The sequence below is a fragment of the Asanoa ishikariensis genome, from assembly GCF_900107455.1.
GTDB classification, from domain to species: domain Bacteria; phylum Actinomycetota; class Actinomycetes; order Mycobacteriales; family Micromonosporaceae; genus Asanoa; species Asanoa ishikariensis.
In genome coordinates this window covers 400,853-424,942 of record NZ_FNQB01000001.1, presented here as the reverse complement: position 1 = coordinate 424,942, position 24,090 = coordinate 400,853, and the positions used below count along the sequence as shown (strand labels likewise).

Annotated in this window: 28 protein-coding genes; 19 read left to right on the top strand and 9 right to left on the bottom strand. The window is 71.0% G+C overall.

The window, feature by feature from the left end:
- Positions 1-74: 74 nt before the first annotated feature.
- A complete protein-coding gene (locus BLV39_RS02050) occupies positions 75-950 on the top strand; it encodes an aminoglycoside phosphotransferase family protein (RefSeq protein ID WP_090791036.1) in 876 nt (291 codons plus the stop codon).
- On the opposite strand, the gene BLV39_RS02045 is transcribed toward BLV39_RS02050, so the two are convergent.
- On the bottom strand, positions 941-3,610 hold the full coding sequence (locus BLV39_RS02045) for a discoidin domain-containing protein (RefSeq protein WP_090786473.1): 2,670 nt from the start codon (positions 3,608-3,610) through the stop codon (positions 941-943). The genes BLV39_RS02050 and BLV39_RS02045 overlap by 10 nt on opposite strands.
- 329 nt (positions 3,611-3,939) lie before the next feature.
- Here BLV39_RS02045 and BLV39_RS02040 point away from each other — a divergent pair, with 329 nt between their 5' ends.
- Together BLV39_RS02040 and BLV39_RS02035 are read left to right on the top strand one after the other, a co-directional pair.
- The gene (locus BLV39_RS02040) at positions 3,940-4,557 is read left to right on the top strand and encodes a DUF305 domain-containing protein (protein WP_090786471.1); all 618 of its coding nucleotides are present in this window, start codon (positions 3,940-3,942) and stop codon (positions 4,555-4,557) included.
- A 31-nt stretch (positions 4,558-4,588) separates the two neighbouring features.
- Positions 4,589-4,966 carry a hypothetical protein gene (locus tag BLV39_RS02035; protein WP_090786469.1) on the top strand — a complete coding sequence of 126 codons (378 nt, stop codon included), beginning with the start codon at positions 4,589-4,591 and terminating at the stop codon, positions 4,964-4,966.
- A gap of 58 nt (positions 4,967-5,024) precedes the next feature.
- Here the strand turns inward: BLV39_RS02035 and BLV39_RS02030 are convergent, their stop codons facing one another.
- Positions 5,025-6,164, bottom strand: a complete 1,140-nt coding sequence (locus tag BLV39_RS02030) for an epoxide hydrolase family protein (protein ID WP_090786467.1) — start codon at positions 6,162-6,164, stop codon at positions 5,025-5,027.
- Between the two features lie 126 nt (positions 6,165-6,290).
- On the opposite strand from BLV39_RS02030, the gene BLV39_RS02025 reads away from it, so the two are divergent.
- On the top strand, positions 6,291-6,938 hold the full coding sequence (locus BLV39_RS02025) for an adenylate kinase family protein (RefSeq protein ID WP_090786465.1): 648 nt from the start codon (positions 6,291-6,293) through the stop codon (positions 6,936-6,938).
- A 9-nt stretch (positions 6,939-6,947) separates the two neighbouring features.
- On the top strand, positions 6,948-8,444 hold the full coding sequence (locus BLV39_RS02020; protein ID WP_090786463.1) for an aldehyde dehydrogenase family protein: 1,497 nt from the start codon (positions 6,948-6,950) through the stop codon (positions 8,442-8,444).
- On the opposite strand, the gene BLV39_RS02015 is transcribed toward BLV39_RS02020, so the two are convergent.
- The 4 genes from BLV39_RS02015 to BLV39_RS02000 are packed head-to-tail and all read right to left on the bottom strand — an operon-like array spanning position 8,441 to position 10,647.
- Positions 8,441-8,920, bottom strand: a complete 480-nt coding sequence (locus tag BLV39_RS02015; protein WP_143049608.1) for a GNAT family N-acetyltransferase — start codon at positions 8,918-8,920, stop codon at positions 8,441-8,443. The two genes, BLV39_RS02020 and BLV39_RS02015, sit on opposite strands and share 4 nt — an antisense overlap.
- Before the next feature lie 7 nt (positions 8,921-8,927).
- Positions 8,928-9,512: a hypothetical protein gene (locus BLV39_RS02010; RefSeq protein ID WP_239084076.1), complete on the bottom strand. Its 585-nt coding sequence runs from the start codon at positions 9,510-9,512 to the stop codon at positions 8,928-8,930.
- A 10-nt stretch (positions 9,513-9,522) separates the two neighbouring features.
- A complete protein-coding gene (locus BLV39_RS02005; RefSeq protein ID WP_090786459.1) occupies positions 9,523-9,879 on the bottom strand; it encodes an MmcQ/YjbR family DNA-binding protein in 357 nt (118 codons plus the stop codon).
- 9 nt (positions 9,880-9,888) lie between these two features.
- A complete protein-coding gene (locus BLV39_RS02000) occupies positions 9,889-10,647 on the bottom strand; it encodes a prepilin peptidase (RefSeq protein ID WP_373315438.1) in 759 nt (252 codons plus the stop codon).
- Positions 10,648-11,105: 458 nt separating this feature from the next.
- Between BLV39_RS02000 and BLV39_RS01995 the strand changes: the two genes are divergently transcribed.
- Genes BLV39_RS01995 through BLV39_RS44715 form a run of 12 tightly spaced genes read left to right on the top strand, consistent with a single transcriptional unit; the run spans position 11,106 to position 20,204 of the window.
- Positions 11,106-11,651, top strand: coding sequence for a hypothetical protein (locus tag BLV39_RS01995; protein ID WP_090786455.1), 546 nt, complete (start codon positions 11,106-11,108; stop codon positions 11,649-11,651).
- A complete protein-coding gene (locus BLV39_RS01990; protein WP_090786453.1) occupies positions 11,645-12,562 on the top strand; it encodes a hypothetical protein in 918 nt (305 codons plus the stop codon). The genes BLV39_RS01995 and BLV39_RS01990 overlap by 7 nt, the downstream gene beginning before the upstream one ends.
- A gap of 29 nt (positions 12,563-12,591) precedes the next feature.
- The gene (locus BLV39_RS01985; RefSeq protein WP_090791032.1) at positions 12,592-13,209 is read left to right on the top strand and encodes an SAF domain-containing protein; all 618 of its coding nucleotides are present in this window, start codon (positions 12,592-12,594) and stop codon (positions 13,207-13,209) included.
- Positions 13,210-13,211: 2 nt separating this feature from the next.
- On the top strand, positions 13,212-14,009 hold the full coding sequence (locus BLV39_RS01980) for a CpaE/TadZ family protein (protein WP_090791030.1): 798 nt from the start codon (positions 13,212-13,214) through the stop codon (positions 14,007-14,009).
- Positions 13,999-15,567 (top strand): TadA family conjugal transfer-associated ATPase, encoded by a 1,569-nt coding sequence (locus tag BLV39_RS01975; protein ID WP_090786451.1) that lies wholly within the window; start codon positions 13,999-14,001, stop codon positions 15,565-15,567. The genes BLV39_RS01980 and BLV39_RS01975 overlap by 11 nt, the downstream gene beginning before the upstream one ends.
- 20 nt (positions 15,568-15,587) lie before the next feature.
- Positions 15,588-16,466 carry a type II secretion system F family protein gene (locus tag BLV39_RS01970; RefSeq protein ID WP_090791028.1) on the top strand — a complete coding sequence of 293 codons (879 nt, stop codon included), beginning with the start codon at positions 15,588-15,590 and terminating at the stop codon, positions 16,464-16,466.
- The gene (locus tag BLV39_RS01965; protein ID WP_239084085.1) at positions 16,466-17,335 is read left to right on the top strand and encodes a type II secretion system F family protein; all 870 of its coding nucleotides are present in this window, start codon (positions 16,466-16,468) and stop codon (positions 17,333-17,335) included. The genes BLV39_RS01970 and BLV39_RS01965 overlap by 1 nt, the downstream gene beginning before the upstream one ends.
- A gap of 26 nt (positions 17,336-17,361) precedes the next feature.
- The gene (locus BLV39_RS01960; protein WP_090786449.1) at positions 17,362-17,589 is read left to right on the top strand and encodes a hypothetical protein; all 228 of its coding nucleotides are present in this window, start codon (positions 17,362-17,364) and stop codon (positions 17,587-17,589) included.
- A 2-nt stretch (positions 17,590-17,591) separates the two neighbouring features.
- A complete protein-coding gene (locus BLV39_RS01955) occupies positions 17,592-18,041 on the top strand; it encodes a TadE/TadG family type IV pilus assembly protein (protein WP_090786447.1) in 450 nt (149 codons plus the stop codon).
- Entirely contained in the window at positions 18,038-18,475 is a 438-nt protein-coding gene (locus BLV39_RS01950; RefSeq protein ID WP_090786445.1) for a TadE family protein, read from the top strand. The genes BLV39_RS01955 and BLV39_RS01950 overlap by 4 nt, the downstream gene beginning before the upstream one ends.
- Positions 18,472-18,945 (top strand): hypothetical protein, encoded by a 474-nt coding sequence (locus tag BLV39_RS01945; RefSeq protein WP_090786443.1) that lies wholly within the window; start codon positions 18,472-18,474, stop codon positions 18,943-18,945. The genes BLV39_RS01950 and BLV39_RS01945 overlap by 4 nt, the downstream gene beginning before the upstream one ends.
- Positions 18,942-20,204 carry a LysM peptidoglycan-binding domain-containing protein gene (locus BLV39_RS44715; RefSeq protein ID WP_090786441.1) on the top strand — a complete coding sequence of 421 codons (1,263 nt, stop codon included), beginning with the start codon at positions 18,942-18,944 and terminating at the stop codon, positions 20,202-20,204. The genes BLV39_RS01945 and BLV39_RS44715 overlap by 4 nt, the downstream gene beginning before the upstream one ends.
- Positions 20,205-20,267: 63 nt before the next feature.
- Here BLV39_RS44715 and BLV39_RS01935 read toward each other — a convergent pair whose 3' ends face one another.
- A complete protein-coding gene (locus tag BLV39_RS01935) occupies positions 20,268-20,729 on the bottom strand; it encodes a DUF1707 domain-containing protein (RefSeq protein WP_176984734.1) in 462 nt (153 codons plus the stop codon).
- Positions 20,730-20,809: 80 nt separating this feature from the next.
- Here BLV39_RS01935 and BLV39_RS01930 point away from each other — a divergent pair, with 80 nt between their 5' ends.
- The gene (locus tag BLV39_RS01930; RefSeq protein ID WP_090786437.1) at positions 20,810-21,229 is read left to right on the top strand and encodes a hypothetical protein; all 420 of its coding nucleotides are present in this window, start codon (positions 20,810-20,812) and stop codon (positions 21,227-21,229) included.
- Between the two features lie 60 nt (positions 21,230-21,289).
- On the opposite strand, the gene BLV39_RS01925 is transcribed toward BLV39_RS01930, so the two are convergent.
- Entirely contained in the window at positions 21,290-22,423 is a 1,134-nt protein-coding gene (locus tag BLV39_RS01925) for a ScyD/ScyE family protein (protein ID WP_094030698.1), read from the bottom strand.
- A 107-nt stretch (positions 22,424-22,530) separates the two neighbouring features.
- Here BLV39_RS01925 and BLV39_RS01920 point away from each other — a divergent pair, with 107 nt between their 5' ends.
- On the top strand, positions 22,531-23,271 hold the full coding sequence (locus tag BLV39_RS01920; RefSeq protein ID WP_090786433.1) for a crotonase/enoyl-CoA hydratase family protein: 741 nt from the start codon (positions 22,531-22,533) through the stop codon (positions 23,269-23,271).
- A gap of 66 nt (positions 23,272-23,337) precedes the next feature.
- Here the strand turns inward: BLV39_RS01920 and BLV39_RS01915 are convergent, their stop codons facing one another.
- Positions 23,338-23,976 (bottom strand): alpha/beta hydrolase, encoded by a 639-nt coding sequence (locus BLV39_RS01915; protein ID WP_176984733.1) that lies wholly within the window; start codon positions 23,974-23,976, stop codon positions 23,338-23,340.
- Positions 23,977-24,090: the final 114 nt, after the last annotated feature.

The window sequence follows — 24,090 nt, the reverse complement described above, 5'->3', positions numbered from 1 at the left end:
CGTGCCGTGGACGGCGGCCAATACCGGTTTCGGCGTGTCTCATGCCGATCGGGTATGGCTGGCACAATCGCACCGTGACCGCGCCTGTTGCCGACCTCGACGTCGATGCCGATCTCGTCGCGCGCCTGCTCCGGGCGCAGCATCCCGACCTCGCCGACCGCCCCCTGCGGCTGGTTGCCAACGGCTGGGACAACGTGATCTTCAGGTTGGGCGACGATCTGTGTGTACGCCTGCCGCGGCGCGAGGTCGCGGTGACCCTGCTCGTCAACGAGCAGCGCTGGTTGCCCACTCTGGCACCCACCCTTGGGGTGAGCGTCCCGGCGCCGGTCCGGGTCGGCACGCCGGGCGAGGGCTACCCGTGGCCGTGGTCGATCTGCGAGTGGTTCCCGGGCGAGATCGCCTCGCTGGTCCCGGTCGTGGAGCGCCGGGCCGTCGCCGGTGAGCTGGCCGCGTTCATGAATCGGTTGCACGTGCCGGCTCCCGCCGAAGCGCCAGTCAACCCCGTGCGGGGCGTGCCGCTGGCGGTCCGCGACGAACAGATCCAGGACCGGCTGGCCAGCGGCAAGTTGGCTCGCGAGGACGAGCTTCGCGCGCTGTGGGACGAGCTGCGGGCCGCCCCGGTCTGGGACGGTCCGAAGGTGTGGCTGCACGGCGACCCGCACCCGGCGAACCTGGTGCTGCGTGACTCCTCTCTGGCCGCGGTGCTCGACTTCGGTGACCTGACCGCCGGCGACCCGGCCACCGACCTGGCCGCCGCCTGGCTCGTGTTCGACGCACCAGGGCGGGCGGTGTTCCAGGCTGGCATCGAGGCCGACACGGCCACCTGGCGGCGGGCCCGGGCCTGGGCGCTGGCCATCGGCACCGCGATAGCCGTGTTCGCCGACATCCACCCCGGTTTGGCGGATGCCGGCGAACACGCGATCACTCAGGTGCTGGCGGATCAGGGATAGTTGTTGAGGTACTGGATCTCGGCACCGGCGCGGGCCGTGCCCCCGGAGTTGTTGATGATGCGGTTGATCGTGCCCGCCCCGCCGAGCGAGACGGTCACCATGTTCTGGAACCGCACGCCCGCCTTGTTGGGCACCTCGAACGAGCGCTCCGCGACCACCGATTCGTCCAATGTGAACACACAGTACGAGCCAAGGCCGATCGCGAAGTGGTCGTTGACCGCGTCGTTGACCTTGTAGGCCGCGTACCCGCGGGTCGTCCCGTTCATCCACGACGCCTGGTTGGGCATCTCGTACGGGAACTCGTTCTGATAGAAGTACGTCCGGCCGCGCTCGCCGTTCCAGATCGTCTGGTACTTCTGGAAGTGCTCGACGAACAGGCCGTACATGGTGACGTCGTCGCCGTTGACGGTCAGGCCGGTATCGGCGGTGTTGACCGACCAGCCCACCCCGTCGCCGTGGTCGGCGCGCCACAACCACATGTGGTCGCCGATGACGTCGTCGCTGTTGACGGTCAGGGTGTTGGTCGCGCGACCGACGCCCGGGCCGCCGATGCGGAAGAACACGTCGTGCAGCGAGACCGGGTTGGCGGCGTGGTCCGCGCTGGAGCCGGCCGGGCCGACCTCCATCAGCACCGGCGAGTTGGTCGCGCCGGCCTCGAACATGATGCCGCCGACCTTGACGCCGTCGACGTCGGCGATCCGCATGCCGACCGTGCCGTTGTCGGCCTGGATGGTCGCGAGACCAAGACCCAGGACCACGGTGTTGGCCCGGTTGATCTGGATCGGCTGGTTGACGTGGTGCACGCCGGGGGTGAAGAGCAGGTTCTTGCCCTGCGCCAACGCGCTGTTGATGGTCGCGACCGGGGTGCCCGGCCGCACGATGAAGAACGTCGACAGGGACAGCGACGAGCCGGCCGGGGTCTTGTTGAACCAGGTCGTACCCGTCGAGTTGGCGCGCAGCGCGGGCACGAACACCCGGTACTCACCCGTGCCGTCGATGTAGAGGAACGGCTTCTCCCGCACGGTCGGGGTGTTGGCGATGACCGTGTGCGAGGGGTTCGGGAAGTGGTTCGCCGGCGCGCCGGTCACGCCCTGGAACACCATGTTCCAGACCGAGCCGGCCCACGATCCGAACTCACTGTTGCGCGAGTACCACTGCTGCTGCGAGCCGGAGACGACCGTGCCGTCGATCTTCGTGTCGGCCATGAAACCGCCACTCGACCAACCGTCGCCGCCGTTCCAGAGCTGGATCTGGTTGCCGCCGCCCTTCAAGTGCATGCGGCGGTACGGGGCCGCCTGGGAGACCGCCCACCGCTCGACGCTGACGCCCGCCGGCAGGGTGACTGACAGGTTCTCGGCGGCACGCCAGAAGTTCTGCGTGGCGTTGCCACCGAACCAGAAGGCTTCCGCGCGTACGTGGCCGTTGAGGTTGACGTCGTCGGGCGACATGCCGAGCCCGGCGACCTGGGTGAAGAAGCCGAGGTTGACGTCGGCGGTGTAGTTGCCCGGCTTGAACAGCACCGCGTACCGCTCCGGACCGAACTGGTTGCGCTCCTGCTGGGTGAAGATGCTGTTGAGCCGGCTCTGGATGGTCGCGGTCGGAGTCGACGGGTCGTACACGATCGTGTTGGCGCCGAAGTTGGGGTTGCGCGGGTCGGTGGGCTCGACCGGGTCACCCGTCGGCGGGTCGGTCGGCGGGTTGGTGGTGCCGGTGCCGGTGAAGATCCGTAGCTCCCAGAGTGAGTAGCCGTAGGCCGTGCCCCGGGCGGTGCCGTAGATCCGCAGGTAGCGCGCTGACGCGTTCACGTCGATCGTCTGCGTGCCGCCGGTGCCGGTCGTGGTGCTGTAGATGTTGGCCCAGGTCGCGTCGTTGTTGCTGGTCTGGATCTGGAACGCCCGGCCATAGGCGGCCTCCCATTGGAGTACGACCTGGCAGATGCTTTGGACGCTACCGAGGTCGATCCGGATCCACTGTGGATCCGACGCGGCCGAGGACCAGCGGGTTCCGGCGTTGCCGTCGACCGCGGCACTCGCCGGGAAGCCGGCGCCCTGGAGCGACGAGGCGGTGGCGGGCTTGCCCTGTGCGGCGTTGGTGGTGCCGCAGCCTGTTGGCGGGTTCGTGCCACCGAAGGTGCCGTGGACCTGGAGCTCCCAGAGGCTGTAGCCCCAGCCCGTCGCTCGTACGGTGGCGTAGACACGGACGTACCGGCCGCTGCCGGTCACCGGCAGCACCTGCGTGCCACCCGCGCTGGTCGTGGTCGAGTAGACGTTGGTCCAGTTGGTGCCGTCGGCGGAGGTCTGGATCTGGAACGACCGGGCGTACGCGGCCTCCCAGTTAAGCGTGATCTGGGTGACGGTCGCGGTGGCGCCGAGGTCGACGCTGATCCACTGTGGGTCGGACGCGGCCGAGGACCAGCGAGTGCCGGCGTTGCCGTCAACGGCGGCGGTGGCCGGCGTGCCGGCGTTCTCCACCGACGAGGCGGTGACCGGCTTGCCCTGCGAGATGACCGCATCGGCGGCACTGGCCGCGGACGAGACGGTGAGGACCGCGGCCACGAGGCTGGCGACGGCCAGTCCGGCGAGGCCGGCTTGACGCCGAGTCCAGTGCCGGCGCGGCGGAGGTTCGGGTGGAGCGGCGGGTGGCGGTGCGACGGGTCTCATGTGCCTGCCTAACGGGGATAGGCGGCGCGCGCGGTATGCACGCCGGGACGGGGGCGTGACGCTTGGCGCTTGGAGAGCGCTCTCCGAGCGGCTCTGAGTTTGAACCCTCAGTTCGGCTTCCGTCAATATCCCGGGGAGCGCTTTCCGGGGATTGACACGCATCGCAGTCTCGCACAAACTGGCCTCTGGCGAGAGCGCTCTCTCGCATAATTTCATCGATGAACCAAGATCTCTCAGCGACGACCGTCCCCGTCGAGGAGCCGACCGATGACCCGCCACCGCGCCGCGCTCACGCTCGTGTCACTCGCCCCTTCGGGCGGTGCTGACCGATGACCCGCCGCCGTGGCGTACTCGCGCTCGCGACCCTCGTCCTCCTGGGCGGTGCCGTCGGTTGTTCTGAGCCGGACCGTTCCGGCGGGGGCGGGCCTACCGCGGCGGCCAGCTCACCGCCCGCGGACGGCACGGGCGTGTCCGGTCCGAACACGACCGACATCGCCTGGTTGCAGTTGCTGATCGCGATGAACGAGCGGCTGCTGCCGGTGCTCGACCTCGTGCCGAGCCGCAGCGGGGACCCGGCTGTTCAGCTCTACGCGTCCGTAGCCCGCCGCGCGCGTACCGCCGAGCTCGAATCCCTGCGCAAGCTCGCGACCGGCCTCACCCTTCCGGAGAACGAGCACCTGAAGCACGACATGCCCGGCATGCCCACCGCGGCCCAGCGGGCCGCACTGACCAGCGCCAGCGGCAACGCCTTCGACCGCGGGTTCGCGGCGGCGATGATCGCGCACCTGGACCAGACCTCCCGACTCTGCGCCGGCGAGCAGAACTCCGGCGCCGACCCGGCGTTCCGCTCGCTCGCGGAATCGATCGCACGCGGAGTCGGCGAGGAGCGTGCCCGGGCGTCCGCACTGGACGCCCGGGCCGCTTCGCCCTCGGCGAACACCCGTTGACGTCAGGCTGGCTTGACGGCAACGTGGAGTCATGACGACGCCCGACCTGCTCGAGAAGGAACACACGCTCGCGACCGCCTCCGCCCGCTTCGACCTTCTCCGCACCTGGGAGGCGCTGGGCGAGCCGACACTCGGTCGGGAAGAGACGCTCGAACTGCTCGCGCTCAGTGAGGTGTTGGCCCGCAAGGCCGCCTATGGGCGGCAGCTCAGCGTCCGCACAGCCCGGGCGGCCGGCGCTTCGTGGTCGCAGATCGGCGCCGCGCTGGGCACCAGCAAGCAGGCGGCCTGGGAAGCACACGCGAAGTGGATCGATGACCAGGCCGAGCAGCACCGCTCCAACAGCCTGCGCGGCCTGGGCGAGGAAGACGCCGCCAACCTCCGCGACCTGGCCGGCACCGCCGACAACTAGCCGACCAAAGCGCCAGCACCCGCACGCCGGAAGCGTGCGGGTGCGTAGGGGCGGACGACTAGCGGACCGTGCGGAAGAACGTGCGGACGTCCTCGACGAACAGGTCCGGCGCCTCGAGGGCCGCGAAGTGGCCGCCGCGGTCGTACTCCGCCCAGTGCGTGATGTTGTTGGTCTGCTCCGCGAAGCGGCGGATCGCCACATCCTCCGCGAAGACCGCGACCCCGGTCGGCACGCCGCTCGGCGTGGGCCAGTTGCCGCTGTGCATGCTCTCGTAGTAGAGGTTGGCCGACGTGCCGGCGGTGTTGGTCAGCCAGTAGAGCATCACGTTGGTGAGGATCTCGTCCCGGGCGATCACGTCCTCCGGCAGCTTGCCGCCGTGCGTCCACTCCTGGAACTTCTCGACGATCCAGGCGAGTTGGCCCACCGGTGAGTCAGCCAGCGCGTACGACAGGGTCTGCGGTCGGGTCGCCTGGATCTGGAAGTAGCCGTTCATGTCCTGCATGTAGTTGGCCAGCCGGCCGAGCCGGACCCGTTCCGCGTCGGTCATCGTGGCCTGCTCCTCCTCCGGCACCTCGCCGAACGGGATGAAGCCCAGCGTGGCCGCGTTGACGTGGATGCCGACCACGTGGTCGGTGTCGACCCGCCCGAGGTCCGGCGCGATGAAGGCACCGTAGTCGCCGCCCTGTGCGCCGTAGCGCGAGTAGCCCAGGCGCCGCATGAGCTCAGCGAAGGCGCCGGCGATCCGGCGGCTGTCCCAGCCCGCCTCGGTGACCTGGCCGGACAGGCCGAAGCCCGGGATCGACGGGATCACCACGTGGAACGCGTCGGCCGGGTTGCCGCCGTGTGCCCGCGGGTCGGTCAGCGGGCCGATCAGGTCGAGGAACTCGACGATCGAGCCGGGCCAGCCGTGGCTGAGCACCAGAGGCAGCGCGTCGGGCTCGGGCGAGCGGACGTGCAGGAAGTGCACGCGCTGACCGTCGATCTCGGTGGTGAACTGCGGGAACTCGTTGATCCGGCGTTCCGCGGCGCGCCAGTCGTAGCCGTCGGCCCAGTAGCTGACCAGCTCGCGCAGGTAGTCGACCGGCACGCCACGCGACCACTCGGCGCCGGGCAGGGCGAACGGCCAACGACTCCCCGCCAGCCGGGCGCGCAGGTCGTCGAGGTCGGCCTGGGGGATGTCGACGCGGTACGGGTTCATCTGGGGCCTCCATCGGAGCGTTGCGTTCCGTTCCGCTTAACCATAGCAGAACGGAACGGTACGTTCCAAGAGCCGGATCTATCGAATTTGAAGGCGCCGCCCGCGCCTGGATGCGACTGTTCTCGCATGCGGAAGTACGTGATCATGGGCGTGCAGGGCAGCGGCAAAGGCACCCAGTGCACCCTCATGCGCCACGACTTCGAGCTGACCCACATCAGCGTCGGCGACATCCTGCGGCGGCACGTGCAGGAGCACACCAAGATCGGCGCCCTGGTACGCCGCACGATGACCGCCGGCGAGCTCGTGAGCGATGACCTGGTCGAGTCGATCGTGCGGGACCGGTTGCAGCAGCACGACTGGAACTACGGCTTCCTCATCGACGGCTTCCCCCGCAACGTCCGCCAGGCCGGGTTCTTCCTGGAGAGCTACGACATCGACGGCGTGATCCACCTCGACCTGCCGGACGAAGAGGTGCAGAAGCGGGTACTCAGCCGCCGGCTCTGCGCCGCCTGCGGCATGGACTACAACCTCATCTCGGACCGCCCCGAGGTCGAGGGCAAGTGCGACGTGTGCGGCGGCAAGCTCGTCTCCCGCGACGACGACACCCCCGAGGCGCTCGCCGCCCGGCTGCGCGACTACTACGGCAAGACCGAGCCGGTGCTGGAGCTCTTCCGCCGCAAGGAATACGTGCTCACCGTCGACGCCCGGCCCGGGCCGGCCGCTATCCAGAAGGCGATCCGCGCCGGCCTCAACCTGCCCGCGTACCAACCGTAGGGTGGGGTTATGACGACGACCTACCGCTCGGTCAACCCCGCCCGGCTCGACGACGTGGTCGCCGAGGTGCCGCTGACCGACGCCGCCGGCTTCGTGGCCGCGTGCCGCACCGCCCGGGCCGCGCAGCGCGGTTGGGCGGCGGTCCCGGCTCCGGTCCGCGGTCAGGTCATCGGCAACCTGGGCCGGCTGGTGCGGGCCAACCTCGAGACGCTCGCCCAACTCGTCACGCGCGAGATCGGCAAGCCGATCCTCGAGGCCCGCGGCGAGGTGCAGGAGATCATCGACACCTGCGACTTCTTCCTCGGCGAGGGCCGCCGGTTGTACGGGCAGACCGTGCCCAGCGAGATGCCCGACAAGCAGCTCTTCACCTTCCGGGTGCCGGTCGGCGTGGCCGCGATCATCACGGCCGGCAACTTCCCGGTCGCGGTGCCGTCCTGGTACCTGGTGCCCGCCCTGCTCTGCGGCAACGCCGTCGTCTGGAAGCCGGCCGAGTACGCGTCCGCGAGCGCCGCCGCCCTGGCGGCCCTGGTGCGGCGGTCGGGCGTGCCCGACGGTGTCTTCTCGTTGGTCGACGCGGACGGCGAGGCCACGTTCGAGGGGTTGTCAGCGGCGCTCGACGCGGGGCTGGTCGACAAGGTCGGTTTCACCGGCTCGTCGGCCGTGGGTGCGCGGATCGGCGAGCTGACCGGCCGCCACCTCCAGACGCCCTGCCTGGAGCTCGGCGGCAAGAACCCGATGGTGGTCACGCCCGACGCCGACCTGTCGCTGGCCGTCGAAGGCGCCCTGTTCGGCGGCTTCGGCACCGCCGGCCAGCGGTGCACCTCGCTGGGCACGGCGATCGTGCACGAGTCGGTGTACGAGTCCTTCGTCGGCTCGTTGGGCAAGGCCCTCGCGGACGCGGTGATCGGCGACCCGACCCGCGACGACGTCCTCTATGGACCGATGCTGGCCGACCGCTTCGCGCGGCGCTACGAGGAATACCTGACCTGGATCGGCGACCACCACCGCGTGCTCGGCCCGATCGGTCGAATCACCGCCGACAACCCCCGGGCCGGTTTCGCCGGCAACCCGGCCGACGGGCTGTTCTATCACCCGGCGCTGGTAGCCGACGTCCGTCCCGACGACGAGCTGTTCCGCACCGAGACCTTCGGCCCGATCGTCGGGGTGATGTCCTACCGCGACCTGGACGAGGCGATCGAGTTGGCCAACGCGCCGGGCTACGGCCTCTCGTCGTCGATCTACACCAACGACCCTCGGTCGGCGTTCGCGTTCCGGTCCGGCGTCTCGGCCGGCATGGTCAGCGTCAACAACTCCACCTCGGGCGCCGAGGCGCACCTGCCGTTCGGCGGCAACGGCAAATCTGGCAACGGTTCCCGGCAGTCCGGCGTGTGGGTGCTCGACCAGTTCACCCGCTGGCAGTCGATGAACTGGGACTACTCGGGGCGCCTCCAGAAGGCCCAGATGGACACCCAGACGATCAGCCCGGACCTGGAGTTCCGCCTTTAAGCCGTGAGTGCGATCAGGCCGGCGTCGGTCGGGGTGAAGCCGCACGCGTCGAGGTAGAAGCCGCGCAGGTGCGGCTCGAAGTCGACGTGCAGCCAGTCGACACCGGCGGCGCGGGCCTGGTCCGCGGCGATGCGGACCAGGTGGGCGCCCACGCCCTGGCGCCGGGAGCCCTCGGCCACGACGGTGTCCAGGACGAAAGCATGAGCACCGCCGTCCCACGCGACGTTGACGAACCCCACCAGCACACCGTCGTGCCGCGCACAGACCCACCCGAGACTGTGCCGGCGTACGCGCTCCCACCAGCCGCCCGGCGATCGCCCGAGGCCGACGCTGCCGTCGACCCGACCGCCGTCAGCGCCAGCGCGGGTCGCACGGTCCGCGGTCGTCGTGGTGTCGCGGACGATGCCGAAGCCTGCCGCGTGCAGCGCTTCGACCTCGGCGTTGGTGAACGCGCCGCGCCACTCGTAGGCGATCACCGTCAGGTCACTCAGGCGCGGCGGCCACGTGCAGCGGACCGGGTGACGGGCGGCCGCCCAGGGCGGTCGGGTCGACGCTCCACTGCCCCGCCAACCTGGTCACGTCGTCTTCGCTTATGAGCAGGTCGTCCGGATCGGGCGCCGTCTCCGGAAGGCCCAGCGACCGCTCGGCGTCGTCCGGGTCGCCGCGCCACTCAGTGACCTCGCCCGTCTCGCCGACGAAGTCGAAGGCTCGCACCAGCACCCCGTCGACCGCGCGCACCCAGCGGTGCTGCTCGCCGACCCGGTGGGTGGCGAAGAACTGCACCTCCGTGGCGAGCGCGACGGACAGCGCCACCGCCTCGACCGTGCTCGGGATGGTGAAGAGCCGGCGACCGGCGACCAGGATCCAGTCGTTGTCGCGCGCCCCGGGCAAAGGCGGAGTGACGGCCAGCCGGTCGTCGGTGAGGTGGGCCAGGTCAACCCCCTCGCGCCACGGTGCCGGACCCAGGTCGCGCAGGCCCAGGGCCTCGACGACCGCGCCGGGGTCGTGGCCACGGATCGCCAACCACGCCTGCTTGCGGCCGAACCCGACCATCGTCTCCGCTGTCACTCGTGCGACGTTAGCTCGCTCCCAGGTCGGCCTCCAGGAACTCGCGTGCCACCCGTTTGGGGACGCACATCCGCCAGGAGTCGAGGACGATCTCGCGCATCTCGGTCTGGTCGATCGCCGCCAGCCGGACCCGGACCCAGTTGTAGCGCTCGTCGGACGGGATCGGCATCAGGAACTTGTCGGGCTCGGCCTCGACCAGCGCGACCCGCTCTTCCTTGGGATAGCCGAAACCCATCACGGTCTCGTCGGGTGAGAAGGATAGGAAGACCAGGCTGCCGACCCGGAACTTGACCCGGTCGCGGACCAGCACCTCATAGGCCCGCGGCAGGGTGGTGGCGAGCCGTCGCACGTCATCGATGGTGACCACACGGACACGCTAGGACCCGGGTACGACAAGAAGCGCCACCACCGTGCCGGCGATCAGGAACGGGCCGAACGGCAGTTTGCTCGACCAGCGCACCCGACCGGCGATCAGCAACGCGATGCTGACCAGCGCCGACGCGACCAGGCCGGCCATGAGCCCGAGCAGCACGTATCCCCAGCCGAACCAGCCGAGCAACGCGGCGCAGCTCAGCGCGAGCTTCGCGTCGCCGAGGCCGAACCCGCGCCGGCCGAGCACCACCGTCGTCGACGCGAAGAAGAGCGCGACCGCCAAGCCGGCGAGCACCGCCCGCCACCAGCGGTCGAAGCCGGCAGGCACCGCGGCCACGCCGAGCAGCAGGACGACGCCGGCCGCGGCGGGCAACGTCAACCGGTCCGGCAACCGGTGCACGGCGAGATCGACCAGCACCAGGGGTACGGCGAACGCCGCCCACCAGGCATAACCGGGCAGCACCGGCAACGGGACCACGAGGAGCCCGGCCGCGAGCGCGAGCAGCGTCAGCACCTCCACTGTGAACGCCGGCGGCCCGACCCGACCGCGGCAGCCACCACATCGGCCCAGCGGCAGCAGCGCACCCGGCGGCCCGCCGAACCCCGCCGGCGCCTCACACGTCGGGCAGGAACGTCGCCACTGGGACCCCGGCGGCACCGAGTGGCACAGCGCCAGCCACCGCAGCAGCGGCGTCAAAAACACGGCGGGTAGCCAACTCGGCGCCGTCCGTACCCGGGCATCCGGCGTCATGCCAACCGCCAAATCAACACGGAGAGTAACGCCATGATCGCATTCGTGGATCTTCGCCCGGGTCGCGACAACGGCCGGAGCCGAGGGGAAGCGGTGGACAAACCACCGGCCCGTGAATCGGACACAAACCGACGGTCTCGCGCATATCGCGACGCGGATCGCACACGTTGTCCGTCACATGATAAGGAGCGCGGGATGCGCGTACCCGAGTGCCGCGCCCAGCCCAATAACGACGTCATCATTGATCCTTCCGTGACCCTACGTGTTATTTCAGATCGCCTCTGTTGCATCGGCGATCGTCAGCCTATGCTCGGCCCTCGGGTGTTGCACTACTGACCGAAAAGGCGGCCCGCCGCCGCCCAAGCTATCCAAGTTAATAAATGTGAAACGTGGTCGGATCATCGTCCGACCCTTGGCTTACCACGCCCAGTTTCGCCCCACGGTCCCAGGCGACGCAGGGAGGATGCACCGTGCCCACACCACGAACGGCGAGCGCCGCGCTCGCCGTCGCGCTTGTGGCGGCCCTTGCCGCCTGCGGTTCCGAGCCGCCATCGGCGGCCACGTTCGACAACGCACCGGCAGCCGCGACCAATCCCGAAACGGTCGCGGCGACGAAGTCCGCGCTCAACGCGTACGCCGGTTATCTCGCGGCCGCGAGAAAGGCCGAGACAATTCCCGATCCGAACTATCCGGAGCTGAAGAAATACCTCGGCGATCCGCTGCTGACCCGCGTCCGGACCACTATTCGTGACATTAAGGAGCATGGCGCGATGCGTACCGGCAAACTCATTTCCGACCCGCGGGTCACCGCCGTGAGCTTGGATTCCGTGCCGGCGACCGTCTCGATCCAGGACTGCATCGACGCCACCGGCTACACGATGGTCGACGCCCGGACGAAGAAGAAGGTGCCCGGTCACGCGGCCGGGCGGTACGTCGCGACGGCGACCGCGAGTCGATATCCCGACGGCCGCTGGCTGATCGACTCCGGCATCGCGCACCGGGACCAGCCGTGCTGACCGCGGCCCGCCGAGTGGCCCAGTTCGGCGTGCTCGCCGCCGGCCTCGCGATGGTCCTCAACGGCACCGCCTTCGCCGCCGACGGCGGCGCCGAGTGCCCACCCAACCAGACCACCTGCGACGGCTGGGGTGAAGGCGGCGGCCAGCCAGGCGGCGGCGGTACCCCGCCCGGCGGTGGCGGCGGCAACGGCGGCGGCGCCGGCCCGTGCATCCGCGACGGCGAGGAAGTGCCCTGCTTCGACGACCTGCTGGGCTGGTTCAACCGCTCAGACGGCTGCTACTACCGGGTGACCGAGCCGCAGCCGGCCGGCGTGCCGGAGGGCATGACCTCCTACACCCGCAGCTGCGGCGCGGGCGGGTTGGCCGGCGGCGAGCCGGTGCTGCTCGACAATCCACCCCCCGGCTTCGGCGCCCCGCCGGACCCGGCCGTGCTGGCCCAACGCGCGCTGGACAGCCTCAACCTGCTTCCGCCGGAGATTGGCATCGCCCCGAATCCCGCGGTCGGCCCCGGGCTGGTCGGGCTGCCGATCTGGCTATGGGTGCCGGCCGACCCCGATCCCGGCGACGACGAGAGCACCTGGGGTCCGATGACCGCCAGCGAGTCCGAAGGCGGCGTCACGGTAAACCTGAGGGCGGCCGTCGGCAAGATCGTCTTCGACATGGGCGACGGCGAGACCTTGACCTGCACCAACCCCGGCACGCCCTACGCCCGCCAGGGCGGCAAGTCGCCGACCTGCGGATACGACGGATACCGGGCGGCCAGCCCGCGCGGCGGCGCCTACACCGTCGAGGCGACGACCACCTGGACCGTCACCTGGGTCGCCGGTGGCCAGAACGGGACGATCGAAGGCGTCACCCGGGACAACGAAGCGCAGATCCAGATCGACGAGCTCCAGGTGGTGACCAAGTGACCGCGACGCCGACCCGCAACTCCTCCGCGATGCCGGTGCCGGCACCGATCGCTCCGCCCAAGGTGATCCGGCAGCGCCGGATGCGCCCCGGGCTGCTCGGCCTGGCCGTGCTGCTGATCGCACTCGGCGGCCTCGGCGCCGCGTTCGCGATCACGTCGGTCAAGGCAACCGGCGAATACCTCGCCGTCGCGCGCTCGGTGCCGCAGGGCACCACGTTGACTGCCGACGACCTGGCGACCGTGCAAGTGGCTGGTGGCGCCGGTCTGGCGTCAGTGCCGGCCAGCCAGCGGGGTCAGGTCGTCGGCAGGCGCGCGGCAGTCACGCTGATGCCCGGCTCGCTGCTGACCATGTCGCAGCTGACCGACAAGCCACTGCTCACCGCAGGCCAACAGCAGGTGGCCCTGGGCCTGCGCGCCAATCAGGTGCCGGCCCGGCGCTTGCTGCCGGGCGACAAGGTGATCCTGGTCGGCACGCCCGAGAAGGACGCGCCACCGGCGATCACCCGGTACGACGCGACGGTCATCGACATGGCCCTCGACCGTGGCAACGCGACGGTCTACCTCGCGCTGCGGGCCTCCGACGTGGCCGCGGTCGTGTTGCTCGCGGCCGACGACCGAATCGCCGTCGTCCTCGTCCCTGGCGCGTGACCGTGGCGATCATCGCGCTGGTCTCCGGCAAGGGTGCGCCCGGCGTCACCACCGCCGCGCTGGCCTGCACGTTGACCTGGCACCGCCGGCTCGTGCTGGCCGAGTGCGACCCGTCCGGCGGCTCGATCCTCGCGGGCTACCTCGGTGGCGCGCTGGAAGGGCGGCGCGGGCTGGGCGAGGTGGCCGTCGCGGAGCTGCGCGACGGCAACCTCGAGGCACACTTCTGGTCGCAGCTCGTCGACCTCGACGCGCCCAAGCGGGAGCGGTTGCTGCTGCCGGGCGTGGTCGACGCGGCACAGGCGGGCAGCGTGACCCCGCTGTGGCAACGGTTCGCCGACTTCTTCGTCACCCTCGAGCGCGGCCAGCCGCCGTTCGACGTGGTTGTCGACTGTGGACGCATTCAGGTCGGCAACCCGCCGTGGCCGCTGTTGCGGGCCGCGGCGACCGTGCTGGTGGTCACCGGCGCCCGGTTGGCCGACCTGTCGGCCGCCCGTGGGGCGATCAGGGCGATCGAGCGCGACTTCACCGACCACCGCGTGCCGCCCGGCAACCTGCGGCTGCTGGTGGTCGGCGACGGCCACCCGAAGGCCGAGATCAGCAAGGCGTTGAAGCTGCCCGTCATCGGCCACCTGCCGGACGACCCGCGTACCGCCGAGGTGCTCACGCACGGCGGCACCGTGCGCAGCAGCCGGCCGCTGATGCGCGCGGCCGGCGCGCTCGAGGTGCCGGTGCACAGCCTGCTCGACCGCCGCCGAGCCCGGCTGACCTGGCCGACCGCGGAGGTGGGCCATGCGGTTTGAGCCGGTCGCCTACGACCCCCGGGGCCATGAGGGCGGCGCCACCTCGACGGTGCCGCCGCTGATGCCCAACGGCCGGCACCACCACCCCGACCACCCCGAGGTCCCACAGCCCGCCCCAGCGCCGATCCAACCGCACGCACCGACCCAACCCTTGCCCCAGACCCGGCGCAGGGTCGACTTCGCGCTGGTACGCGAGCTGCGCCGGGAACTCTCGGAGCGCCTCACGCGCTGGCAGCGCGGCCGGGACTACACGCCCGGGGAAGAGGACCTCGAACGCGCCCGGCTGGCCGCCGAGGTGGTCGCCGCGTACGCCGACGCGGTCCGCCGGGCCGGCACCCCGCTGCACGCCGCCGACGAGCGCGCCCTGCTCGACCAGGTCACGGCCGAGCTCGTCGGGCTGGGCCGGCTCCAGTCCCTGCTGATCGACGAGTCGATCGAAGAGGTGCACATCCTCGGCTGCGACCAGGTCCGGATCACCCGCCACGGCGGCGGCGTCGACTGGGGCGACCCGATCGCCGACAGCGACGACGAGATGGTGGAGATCCTCCAGGCGGCCGCCCGCCGGGCCGGCTCGACCGAGCGGAGCCTGTCGACCTCCAAGCCCACCCTCGACCTCCAACTGCCCGACGGCAGCCGACTGGCCGCGGTGTTCCTGGTCAGCCACCGCCCGTACGCGGTGATCCGGCGCCACAACACCCTCGACGTGACGCTCGACGAGCTCGCCGGCGCCCGTGCCGACCTCGACGAGATGGTCGACCCGCTGGTCCGCGACTTCCTGCGCGCGGCGATGCGGGCCGGGCTCAACATCATGGTCGCCGGGCTGGCCGGCGCGGGGAAGACCACGGTCATCCGGGCGCTGATGAACGAGATCCCGGCCGACGAGCCGTACGTGCTGCTGGAGGAGAGCCGCGAGCTGCTGCCCGCCCGCCGGCAGCTCAAGCACCGCGCGGTGATGAGCTTCGAGGCCCGCGAGGGCCACGGCGAGCGCGGCTTCGACGGTCGCCCGGCGGGTGAGGTGACGATCGCCGACCTGATCCCGGTCTCGCTGCGGATGGGCGTACTGCGGATCATCGTCGGCGAGGTCCGGTCCCGGGAGATCGTGCCGATGCTCCAGGCGATGACCACGAGCCGCGGTTCGATGTGCACGATTCACGCGCGTACGCCGGGCGGGGTCAGCGAACGCATCATCGAGCTCGCGCTGTCCCACGGCAAAGAGATGACCGTCGACCAGGCCCGCCGGATGGCCGGCAACGCGCTGGACCTGATCGTTTACGTGACCGTCGAGGACGAGACCGCGATCGGCGGCCGCAAGCACCGCTTCGTCTCCCACATCGAGGAGGTGATCGGGGTCAGCGAGCACAACCGGATCTCGACCACCACCGTGTTCGGCCCGGGCGCCGACGGCCGGGCGATCCCCCGGCACCTGCCGGAGCGGGTGCGCGACCAGTTGATGCGGATCGGCTACGACGCCCGGATGCTGACCCGCTACATCGAGGCCGGCACCGGTGCCTGGCGCCGGCCGAGGCACACCCAGCTCCAGCAGCGGAGGTCGATGTGAAGCTGCCCGCCGACCTCGAGATGATCGCCCTGCTCGCCGGCTCCGCCTGCGTGGCGGGCGCGATCCTCGCGGTGGTGGCCGTCGTCGGCACCGCCGCGCCGGCGCGGCCATCCAGCGACTCCGCAGTGAGTCGACTGTGGACCGGCTCCAGCGACAACCCACGTGACCGGCGCCGGCACCAGATCCTGCTGGTCTGCGCGGCCGGTGCGGGTGCGCTGGCGTTCCTGGTCACCGGGTTGCCGATGGTCGGCCTGTTGGTCGCGATCGCCGTGCCGGGCACGCCGTGGCTGTTCACCGTCGGGCGCGCCGAGCAGCGGGCAGTGGCCCGCATCGAGGCGATCGGTGAGTGGACCCGCCGGCTCAAGGACGTCTCCAGCACCGGGCAGGGCCTACAGCAGGCGATCGTCGGCACCGTCGCGACCGTCCCCGAGCAGGTCCAGGACGAGGTGCGGCTGCTCGCCGCGCGCCTACAGGCCGGTTGGCAGGCCCGCACCGCCCTGCTCGCGTTCGCCGACGACATCGCCGACCCCGTCGCCGACCAGGTCGTCGCCGCGCTGATCCTGCACCTGTCGGACCGCGGCGAGCGCCTCGGCGACGTGCTGGGCTCGATCGCGTCGGCTGCCTCGGCGGAGGTCGCCACCCGCCGCGAGATCGAGGCCAAGCGCACGCAGCCCCGGTTCGCGGTGCGCTTCCTGACCGGCATGGTGCTGCTGGTGCTCGCGTACGGGCTGATCAACCCCGACTACATGAGCCCGTACGGCACGCCGACCGGCCAGATCGTGATGGCCGTGCTCGGCGCCGTGTTCATCGGCCTGCTGGCTTGGGTCCGCACGATGAGCCTGCCGGCGAAGACCGCCCGCTTCCTGGCCGCGCCCAAGCTCGAGGAGGCGGTCCGGTGATCGTCGTCAACCTGCCGTTCGTCTCCGGCGTGCTCGGGGGCGCGCTGATCGGCGCCGGCGCGTTCGTCATCATCCGGGAGTCGCTGCCCGCCTCGCCCGCGCTCGCACCAGCCCTCCGGAGGCTGCACCAGCCGAGCGCGAGCGGGCCGACCATCCAGACCCGACGCAACCTCGACTGGCTCGGCGGGCTGTCCCGCTGGCTCCGCCCGCCGACCCGTGACCTGGCGCTACTCGGCCGCACGCCGGAGCAGTACGCGCTGTCGCTGCTGACCGCGGCCGGCGCCGGACTGCTCGCGCCGGTGCTGCTGACGGTGTTCTGCCAGCTCCTCGGCATCGGGGTGCCGTTCTTCGTCCCGGTGATCGGCAGCCTCGGCCTGGCCGCCGTATCCGCGTTCATCGCACACCGCGACGTGCTCAGCAAGGCCGACCGCGCCCGGCGGGAGTTCACCCGGGCCGTCTGCACCTATCTCGACCTCGTGGCGCTGCAACTGACGGCCGCGCACGGTCCGGTGCAGTCGTTGGAGAACGCCGCCGCGGTCTGCGACGGCTGGGTGTTCGAGCGGATCCGCTCCGCGTTGCGAATGGCCCAGTTGCAGATGCACTCGCCGTGGGAGGAGCTGCGCGAACTGTCCGAGGAGATCGGCGTCGTGGAGCTCGGCGACGTCGGCGCGATCATGCAGTCCTCCGGCACCGAGGGCGCTCAGGTTCACGAGACGCTGCGCACCCGGGCCGACTCCCTGCGCGACCAGATCCGCACCGACAACCTCAGTCGCGCCGAGGCGGTCACCGGCCGCCTCGACGTACCCGGAGCGATGCTCGTGTTCGTTCTCATGGGCTTCGTTCTTTACCCCTTCCTGACCCGGGTGTGAACCCGGGCGTCCGAGAGGAAAGTCCGATGGCGTACCTCGCCTACCTGCACGTGGCCGCGCTACAGCGGCTCCGCACCGCACTGCGCGGCGGCGAAGGGGACCGGGGCGACAACCCCGTGCCGACCGCGATCATCATCGTCGGCCTCGCCCTGATGGCCGGCATCGTCGTCGCCTGGGCCCTGACGACGGCCAACACCTTCATGGACCAGTCAGGCGACATCCAGCAGATCGACGGCGGCGGCGGCGAAGGCTGACGATGGCCCTACTACCGATCCCGGGTACGGACGCGGCCACCGCGCGCCGGAGCTCGGACGTGCCCGGGGATCGGGACGGCTCCGACCGCGGCGCATCGCCGGTCGAGCTCGCCATCGTCGCACCACTGATCATCCTGTTGCTGTTCCTGGCCATCCAGATCGCGGCCATCTTCCTCGCCCGCTCCGCGGCCCTGTCCGCCGCGCAGGAGGCGGTCAGCGCGCAGCGGGCCTACCAGGCACCGCCGGGCGTCGGCATCACCAAGGGCAACGCGTTCCTGACGCACACCGGTGACTGGCTCAGCCAAGGCCAGGTGGAGGCCGCGCCCGCCGAGGCCGACGAGGTGGCGTTCACCGTCACCGGCCAGGCCCTGTCGGTCATCCCCGGTGTCCGCTTCCCCGTGACCCAGACCGCGCACGGCACGGTCGAACGCTTCACCGTGGACCAACCATGAGAGATCGCGGCTCGGCTTCGGTCGAGGTGGCCATCCTGCTGCCGGCGTTCATCATGCTGATGGTGGTGGCGTCGTTCGTCGGGCGGGTGACCATCGCGCAGAACGCCGTCGACCTGGCCGCGCACGACGCGGCCCGGGCGGCGTCGATCGAGCGGGAAGGCAGCCAGGCGGCGGCCGCGGCCCGCGATGCGGCCAACGACACCCTCGACGAGCTCGACGTGCTCTGCCTCAACCGCACCATCACCCCGGACGTGGCCGACGCGTTCGGCAACGACGACTTCGGCCCCCAGGCCGGCCCACCGCCGGTGGTCACCGTGACCGTCGAATGCACGCTCGACTTCACCGGCTTCCCGTTCCTCGACCTGACCACCACCAACGTGAGCGCGCGCTACACCTCGCCACTGGACTGGTACCGCGGTCGGAGCCTCGGATGACCGGCGCCGGAGTCGGCTCGGATCGGGGCCGGGTCAGCGTGTTCATCGCGGTCGCGCTGGTCGGCGTGCTGATCGTGATCGGGCTGACCTTCGACGGGATCGGCCGGATCCGCGCCTACCAACGGGCCGCCAACATCGCGGCGGAGGCGGCCCGGGCCGGCGGCCAGGCGATCGACGTCGCCGACGCGATCGCCGGCGCACCGGCCGCCGTCGACCCCGCCGCCGCGCGGACCGCCGCGCTGGCCTTCATCGACAACCTCGAAGACCCGACCGTGGTCGACCGCACAGTGGCGCTGGGCGAGGACGACGACGGCAACGAGAGCACCCAGTTCCTCCAGGTCACGGTCACCATCTCGTACGACGCGGCGATGCTCGATTTCTTCGGCTTCGACGACACGTACCCGGTGCGGGCCGAGGCGACGGTCGAACTGGTCACCACCACCGATGCCTTTCCCGAGGAGGATCCGTGACCGTTTCCAGGCCCCGACGCGTGGGGCAGATCGTCACCGGCCTGGGTGCGCTCGTCCTGCTGGTCGGCCTGGTCGGCGGTGCGCCGATCGCGCTGCTCGCCTTCGCCGGCAACCCGCTGCCTGACCATGTGCCCACGTTCGCGGAGATCGGCACGGCGTTGACCAGCCGCGACGACGGCCAGCTTTTCGTACGGACGCTCGCCGTGGTCGGCTGGCTGGGATGGGGGACGTTCGCCATGTCCGTGCTGATCGACCTGCCGTTCCGGCTCGTCCGCCGGCCCGCGCCCCGACTACCCGGGCTGCGCCGCCAGCAGCGGATGGCGGCGGCGCTGATCGGCTCGGCCCTGATCCTGATCGGCAGCCCGGCGACTTCCGCGATCGCGGCGACCAGCCAGCCGGTGGTGCTGCACGTGCCGGCCCGGGCGGCCACCGCGTCGTCGCTCGTGGCGGCGACACCGTGGGCGTCCGCTCCGGAACGGGCCACCACCACGGTTCCGGTCGCGACCCCGGCCTCCCCCGTCGGCGTCGCGCAGCTACTCCCGGCAGCCGCCCATCGGCACAACGACGCGGACGACGAGCCGCGCTATCAGGTCGAGCGGGGCGACTACCTGGGCGCGATCGCCGACCGGTACGTGGGTGACTTCGGCGACTACCCGGAACTGGCCCGGCTGAACAAGATCCAAAACCCGGACCGGATCTACCCGGGCCAGCTCCTCAAGCTGCCCGACGAGGCACTCGACCACGGTTACCGTCCACATGCGAGCGGCATGGTCATCCAGCCGGGCATCAACGACGGGCACGACCCGACCAAGCCGCCGCCGAACCAGCCGAACCAGCCAGCACCGACGCAGCCGACCCCGAACCAACCGGCCCCAAATCAGCCAGCCCCGGACCAGCCGGCTCCGAGCCAGCCCAAGCCGAGTCAGCCCAAGCCGAGCGAGCCCACGCCGAACCAGCCGGCGCCGATCCAGCCCGCCCGGCCCGCACCGCCGAACGTGACCACCGTGCCGCCGGTGCTGCCGGCTCCTCGCCCGGCGGTCGTGGTGCCGCTGCCGCCGGCATCGCCCGACCAGAACATGGCGGCGGGCGCACCTTCGCCCACCGACTCCGTACTCCAGATCAACCGTCCGCTGGCCGTCTCAGCCGTGATCGCCGCCGCGGCGATCGTAGGCGCGCAGGTCGGCACCGTCTTCGGACTACGTCGTCGACCGGCCGGGACCCCGGTCGACGGCGGCCGCCACCGCGCCGGAGACGAATGACCTGCCGGGTCGCGGGTTCCCGCCGTTGTTCGGGCGGCGGCGGGAACCCATGATCTGCGGCGACTAGAAGGCGGTGCCTCGGCCGAGTTGCCGTGCGCTGTTCTCGTTGCGTAGCTGGCGGGCCTGGCGCAGCGGCTTCGTCTGGTGGTAGACGCCGAAGCCCCAACCCAGGATCGGCCAGAGTGGCCACGGGTACCACGCGCCGGTGGCCAGGCCGACCACGAACCAGATCGTGATCATCAAACCGCTTCCCGCGATGTACGCGGCCAGGTGCTTGCGTGCCGACGCCTGTTGAGCGACCAGCCGGTCCGCCCGGCGGCGGGACTTCTCCCAGCCGCGCACCCACTCGGACGGGATCTCGGCGGCGACCCGGTCGAGGTCGGCTCGGGTGACGGCGGAATACGCGACAGAGACCCGCCCGTCGAACTCCTCGGTCGTCAGGTAGCCGGCGCCGGCCGCGTCGGCGAGCATTCTGGCGGCCGCCTCGCGTTCGGCGTTCGATACGCGCTCATGCGGTTTCGTCATCTCGGTCCCCCCTCTTCCCACCATCTACCTTCCAGGCTAGTCTTGCCACCGTCAAGATAACTAGTCAACGGCAAGATTGGATGGCCACCGTGGCTCTGACCTCTCAGTCACTGGGCATCGCCGGCGTACTCCTGATCACGATCGTGACCATCGAGACCGGTGGGTACTACCTGACCAAGGTGGCTCGGGGTGCCGTCGAGCTGACCGACTTCCAAAAGGCGTTCGCCCGCGCCGGGCACGCGCACGCCGGCGTCTTCGTGATCCTCAGCCTGGTCGCACTCCCCTACGCCGACGCCGCCGGCGCACACGGCTTCTGGGGTTGGCTCGCCCGCACCGCGATCCCGATCGCCGCGATCCTCATGCCCGCCGGCTTCTTCTTCTCCTCGATGGGCTCTGGCCGCACGAAGCCCAACGCCCTGATCGCCCTGCTCTGGATCGGCGCGCTGTTCCTCGCCGCCGGCGTGCTCACCCTCGGCATCCTGGTGCTGGCCGCGGCCTGAGCGCACAAAAGAACACCCCCGGTCCAACGTGGACCGGGGGTGTTCTGGAGGGAAGAGAAGCTACCTGTTGGTGGTGATCCGCAGCAGTTCGCCGCGGCCGGCCGTGGTGGACCGGTTGGACACGTAAAGCGAACCGTCCTCGCCGACCGCGAGACCGCCCGGCGCGACCAGTCGGCCCGGTGCGAGCTCGACGTGGTTGCCCCGCCGGTCGACCCGGATCAGCGCACCGGCCTGGTCGCCGCTGAGCAGGCCGTTCTTGGCGAGCTCCAGCACCAGCAGGCGGCCCTGGTGGTCGAAGGCCAGGTCGACGACGTTGGTGAAGCCGCGAGCGAACACCGTCGGCCGCTCGCCGGGCACGACCCGGTAGATGTTGGCGCCGCCCACCGGGAACGGGAAGCCGGTCAACTGACCGACGTAGAACGCCCCGTCCGGCCCTCGCACCACCGAGGTCGGCACTGCCTGCATGGACACCCGCTGACCGTTCGGCCCCTGCACGAACCGGTTGGGGAAGACCGCGACCGTGGAGACCTGGCCGCGCCGGTCGACGCTGAGCAGGGTGTTGCCACCCGCGTCGGTGGCCACCACGCCGTTGCGGGTGCCGAGAACGCCGTACGGGTTGCTGTCCGCACCCTGGCGGTCCGGGTCGCGCCGGGCCTCGAAGGCCGCATGGTCACCGAGGCTGCGGATGCTCATCCGGTCGCGGTCGGCGCTGATCACCACGCTGCGACCGAGCAGCAATCCGCCGAATCCGAGCCCGGCCCGGGTCTGCGGGGTTCCGCCGAGCCCGATCGTGGTGACGAGGTCGCCGCCCCCGTACGACGACACGTCGTGCGGGCCGATCGCCTGGGAACCGTCGGCACCCGCGAGCGAGGGAAGACCGCCCACGATGCGCCGCTGAGTCCAGGTGTCGCGCCTGCCCGTCGACACCGCGGTGATGCCACCACTGAAACCGAGGCAGACCTGGCCACCCTCGGCCGAGTCGACGCACTTGTCGCTCCGTCCGCCCCGCCCCGCCTCCGCGACCAGGACGGCACCATTGGTGCCGACCGTCACGCCGCGCGGGTTGTCAAGGCCACGTGCGATGACGGAGACCCACGGCCGGTTGTTCATCGGCGCCGCGTTGGCCAGCGTCGGTGTGAGCATGGTGGCCGCGAGTGCCCCGGCGAGAACGGTAGCGAAGCGATGAAGTTTCATAAAACCCCCGTATATACACAAAGGACGCAGATAGGCTGGCACGCCAGGCCGCGCGGGCGTGGGTGACCCGCCGAAAGTCACCCGCCCGGGTCTGTGAAGGTGGAGAGATGACCGTGCGAACCGAACGCGCCGGACCCGTCACCACCGTGCTGATCGACCGGCCGGCCACGCGCAACGCCGTCGACGGACCCACCGCGGCGGCCTTGGCCGACGCGTTCCGGGCGTTCGACGCCGACGGGACCGCGGCGGTCGCGATCCTGACCGGCACGGGCGGCACGTTCTGCGCAGGCGCCGACCTGGGCGCGATCGGCACCGAGCGGGGCAACCGGGTGGCGGCCGACGGCGACGGCCCGATGGGTCCGACCCGGATGGCACTGTCCAAACCGGTCATAGCCGCGATCGAGGGGTACGCCGTCGCCGGCGGCCTGGAGCTCGCCCTCTGGTGCGATCTGCGGGTCGCCGCGCGGGACGCGGTCCTCGGCGTCTTCTGCCGACGCTGGGGAGTGCCGCTGATCGACGGCGGCACGGTCCGGCTCCCCCGCCTGATCGGGGAGAGCCGGGCCATGGACCTGATCATGACCGGCCGCCCGGTGGACGCCGTCGAAGCGCACCAGATGGGCCTGGTCAACCGGCTGGCACCGCCCGGCGGCGCGCTGGCCGCCGCCCAGGAGTTGGCCGCCGACCTGGCACGGCTGCCACAGGCGTGCCTGCGCAACGACCGCCGGGCGGTCTACGCCGGCACGATGGAAGCCGAGTTCGCGTTCGGCCTGGAGTCACTCGCGGCGGGCGCGACCGAGGGCGCCGCCCGCTTCGTGGCTGGCGAAGGCCGCCACGGCGCCCCGAGTTAGCAAGGGACCCTTGTTATGCGAAAAGCGATAACAAGGGTCCCTTGCTTAGCCCTCAGCCCTTAGCCCTCAGGCCGGCGCGTTCTTCGCGAGGAACGCGAAGTACGCCGCGCGGAGCTTGGCGTCGCCACCCTCGATCACCAGCGGCACGCCGTGGATCGCGCCAGAGGTGACCAGCACCTGGGCGTCCGGGCTGGCGGTGGCGGCCGCCTTGAACTCCTTGGCGGCGTCGCCGAAGAGTCCGTCGTCCTGGTTCGCCAGGAAGAGCGCCGGCACCGAGATCTTCGGCGTCTCCTGCTGCGCGCTCACGCCGCCGTAGGCCAGCGGCGCCGACACCGAGACGACGCCGGCCACCGGTGGGGTGATCTTCGGGGTCGCCGCGATCGAGAACGTGCCGCCCATCGACGCGCCGACCAGCACGATCGAGGTGGCGCCGTCGGCCCGCAGCGTCGCCGCGGCGGCGACCACGTCCTCGTCGAAGCCGACCTCGCTGCTCTCCGACGACCCGTGCCCATGGAAGTCGAACGCGAGCACCCGGTAGCCCTTGTCGATCAGCTCGTTGAAGCCCAGGATCCACTGGCACAGGTCGGCCTCCGCCTGGTGCGCCAGCACCACGCCGGTGGTGCCTTTGCCGCCGATCAGGCCGGCCAGGTTGGTGGCGCCGTCGACCCCGAAGTGCACCGGCTTGGCTCCCACCCCCGACGCCATGCCTGGACACGAAGCGCCCGGCACAGGACCGGTCGGGCTCGGCGCGACCGCGACCGCACCGCCCTCGTCAGAACCACAGCCCGCCAGCAGAAGCACGGCGACGGCCGCGCAAGC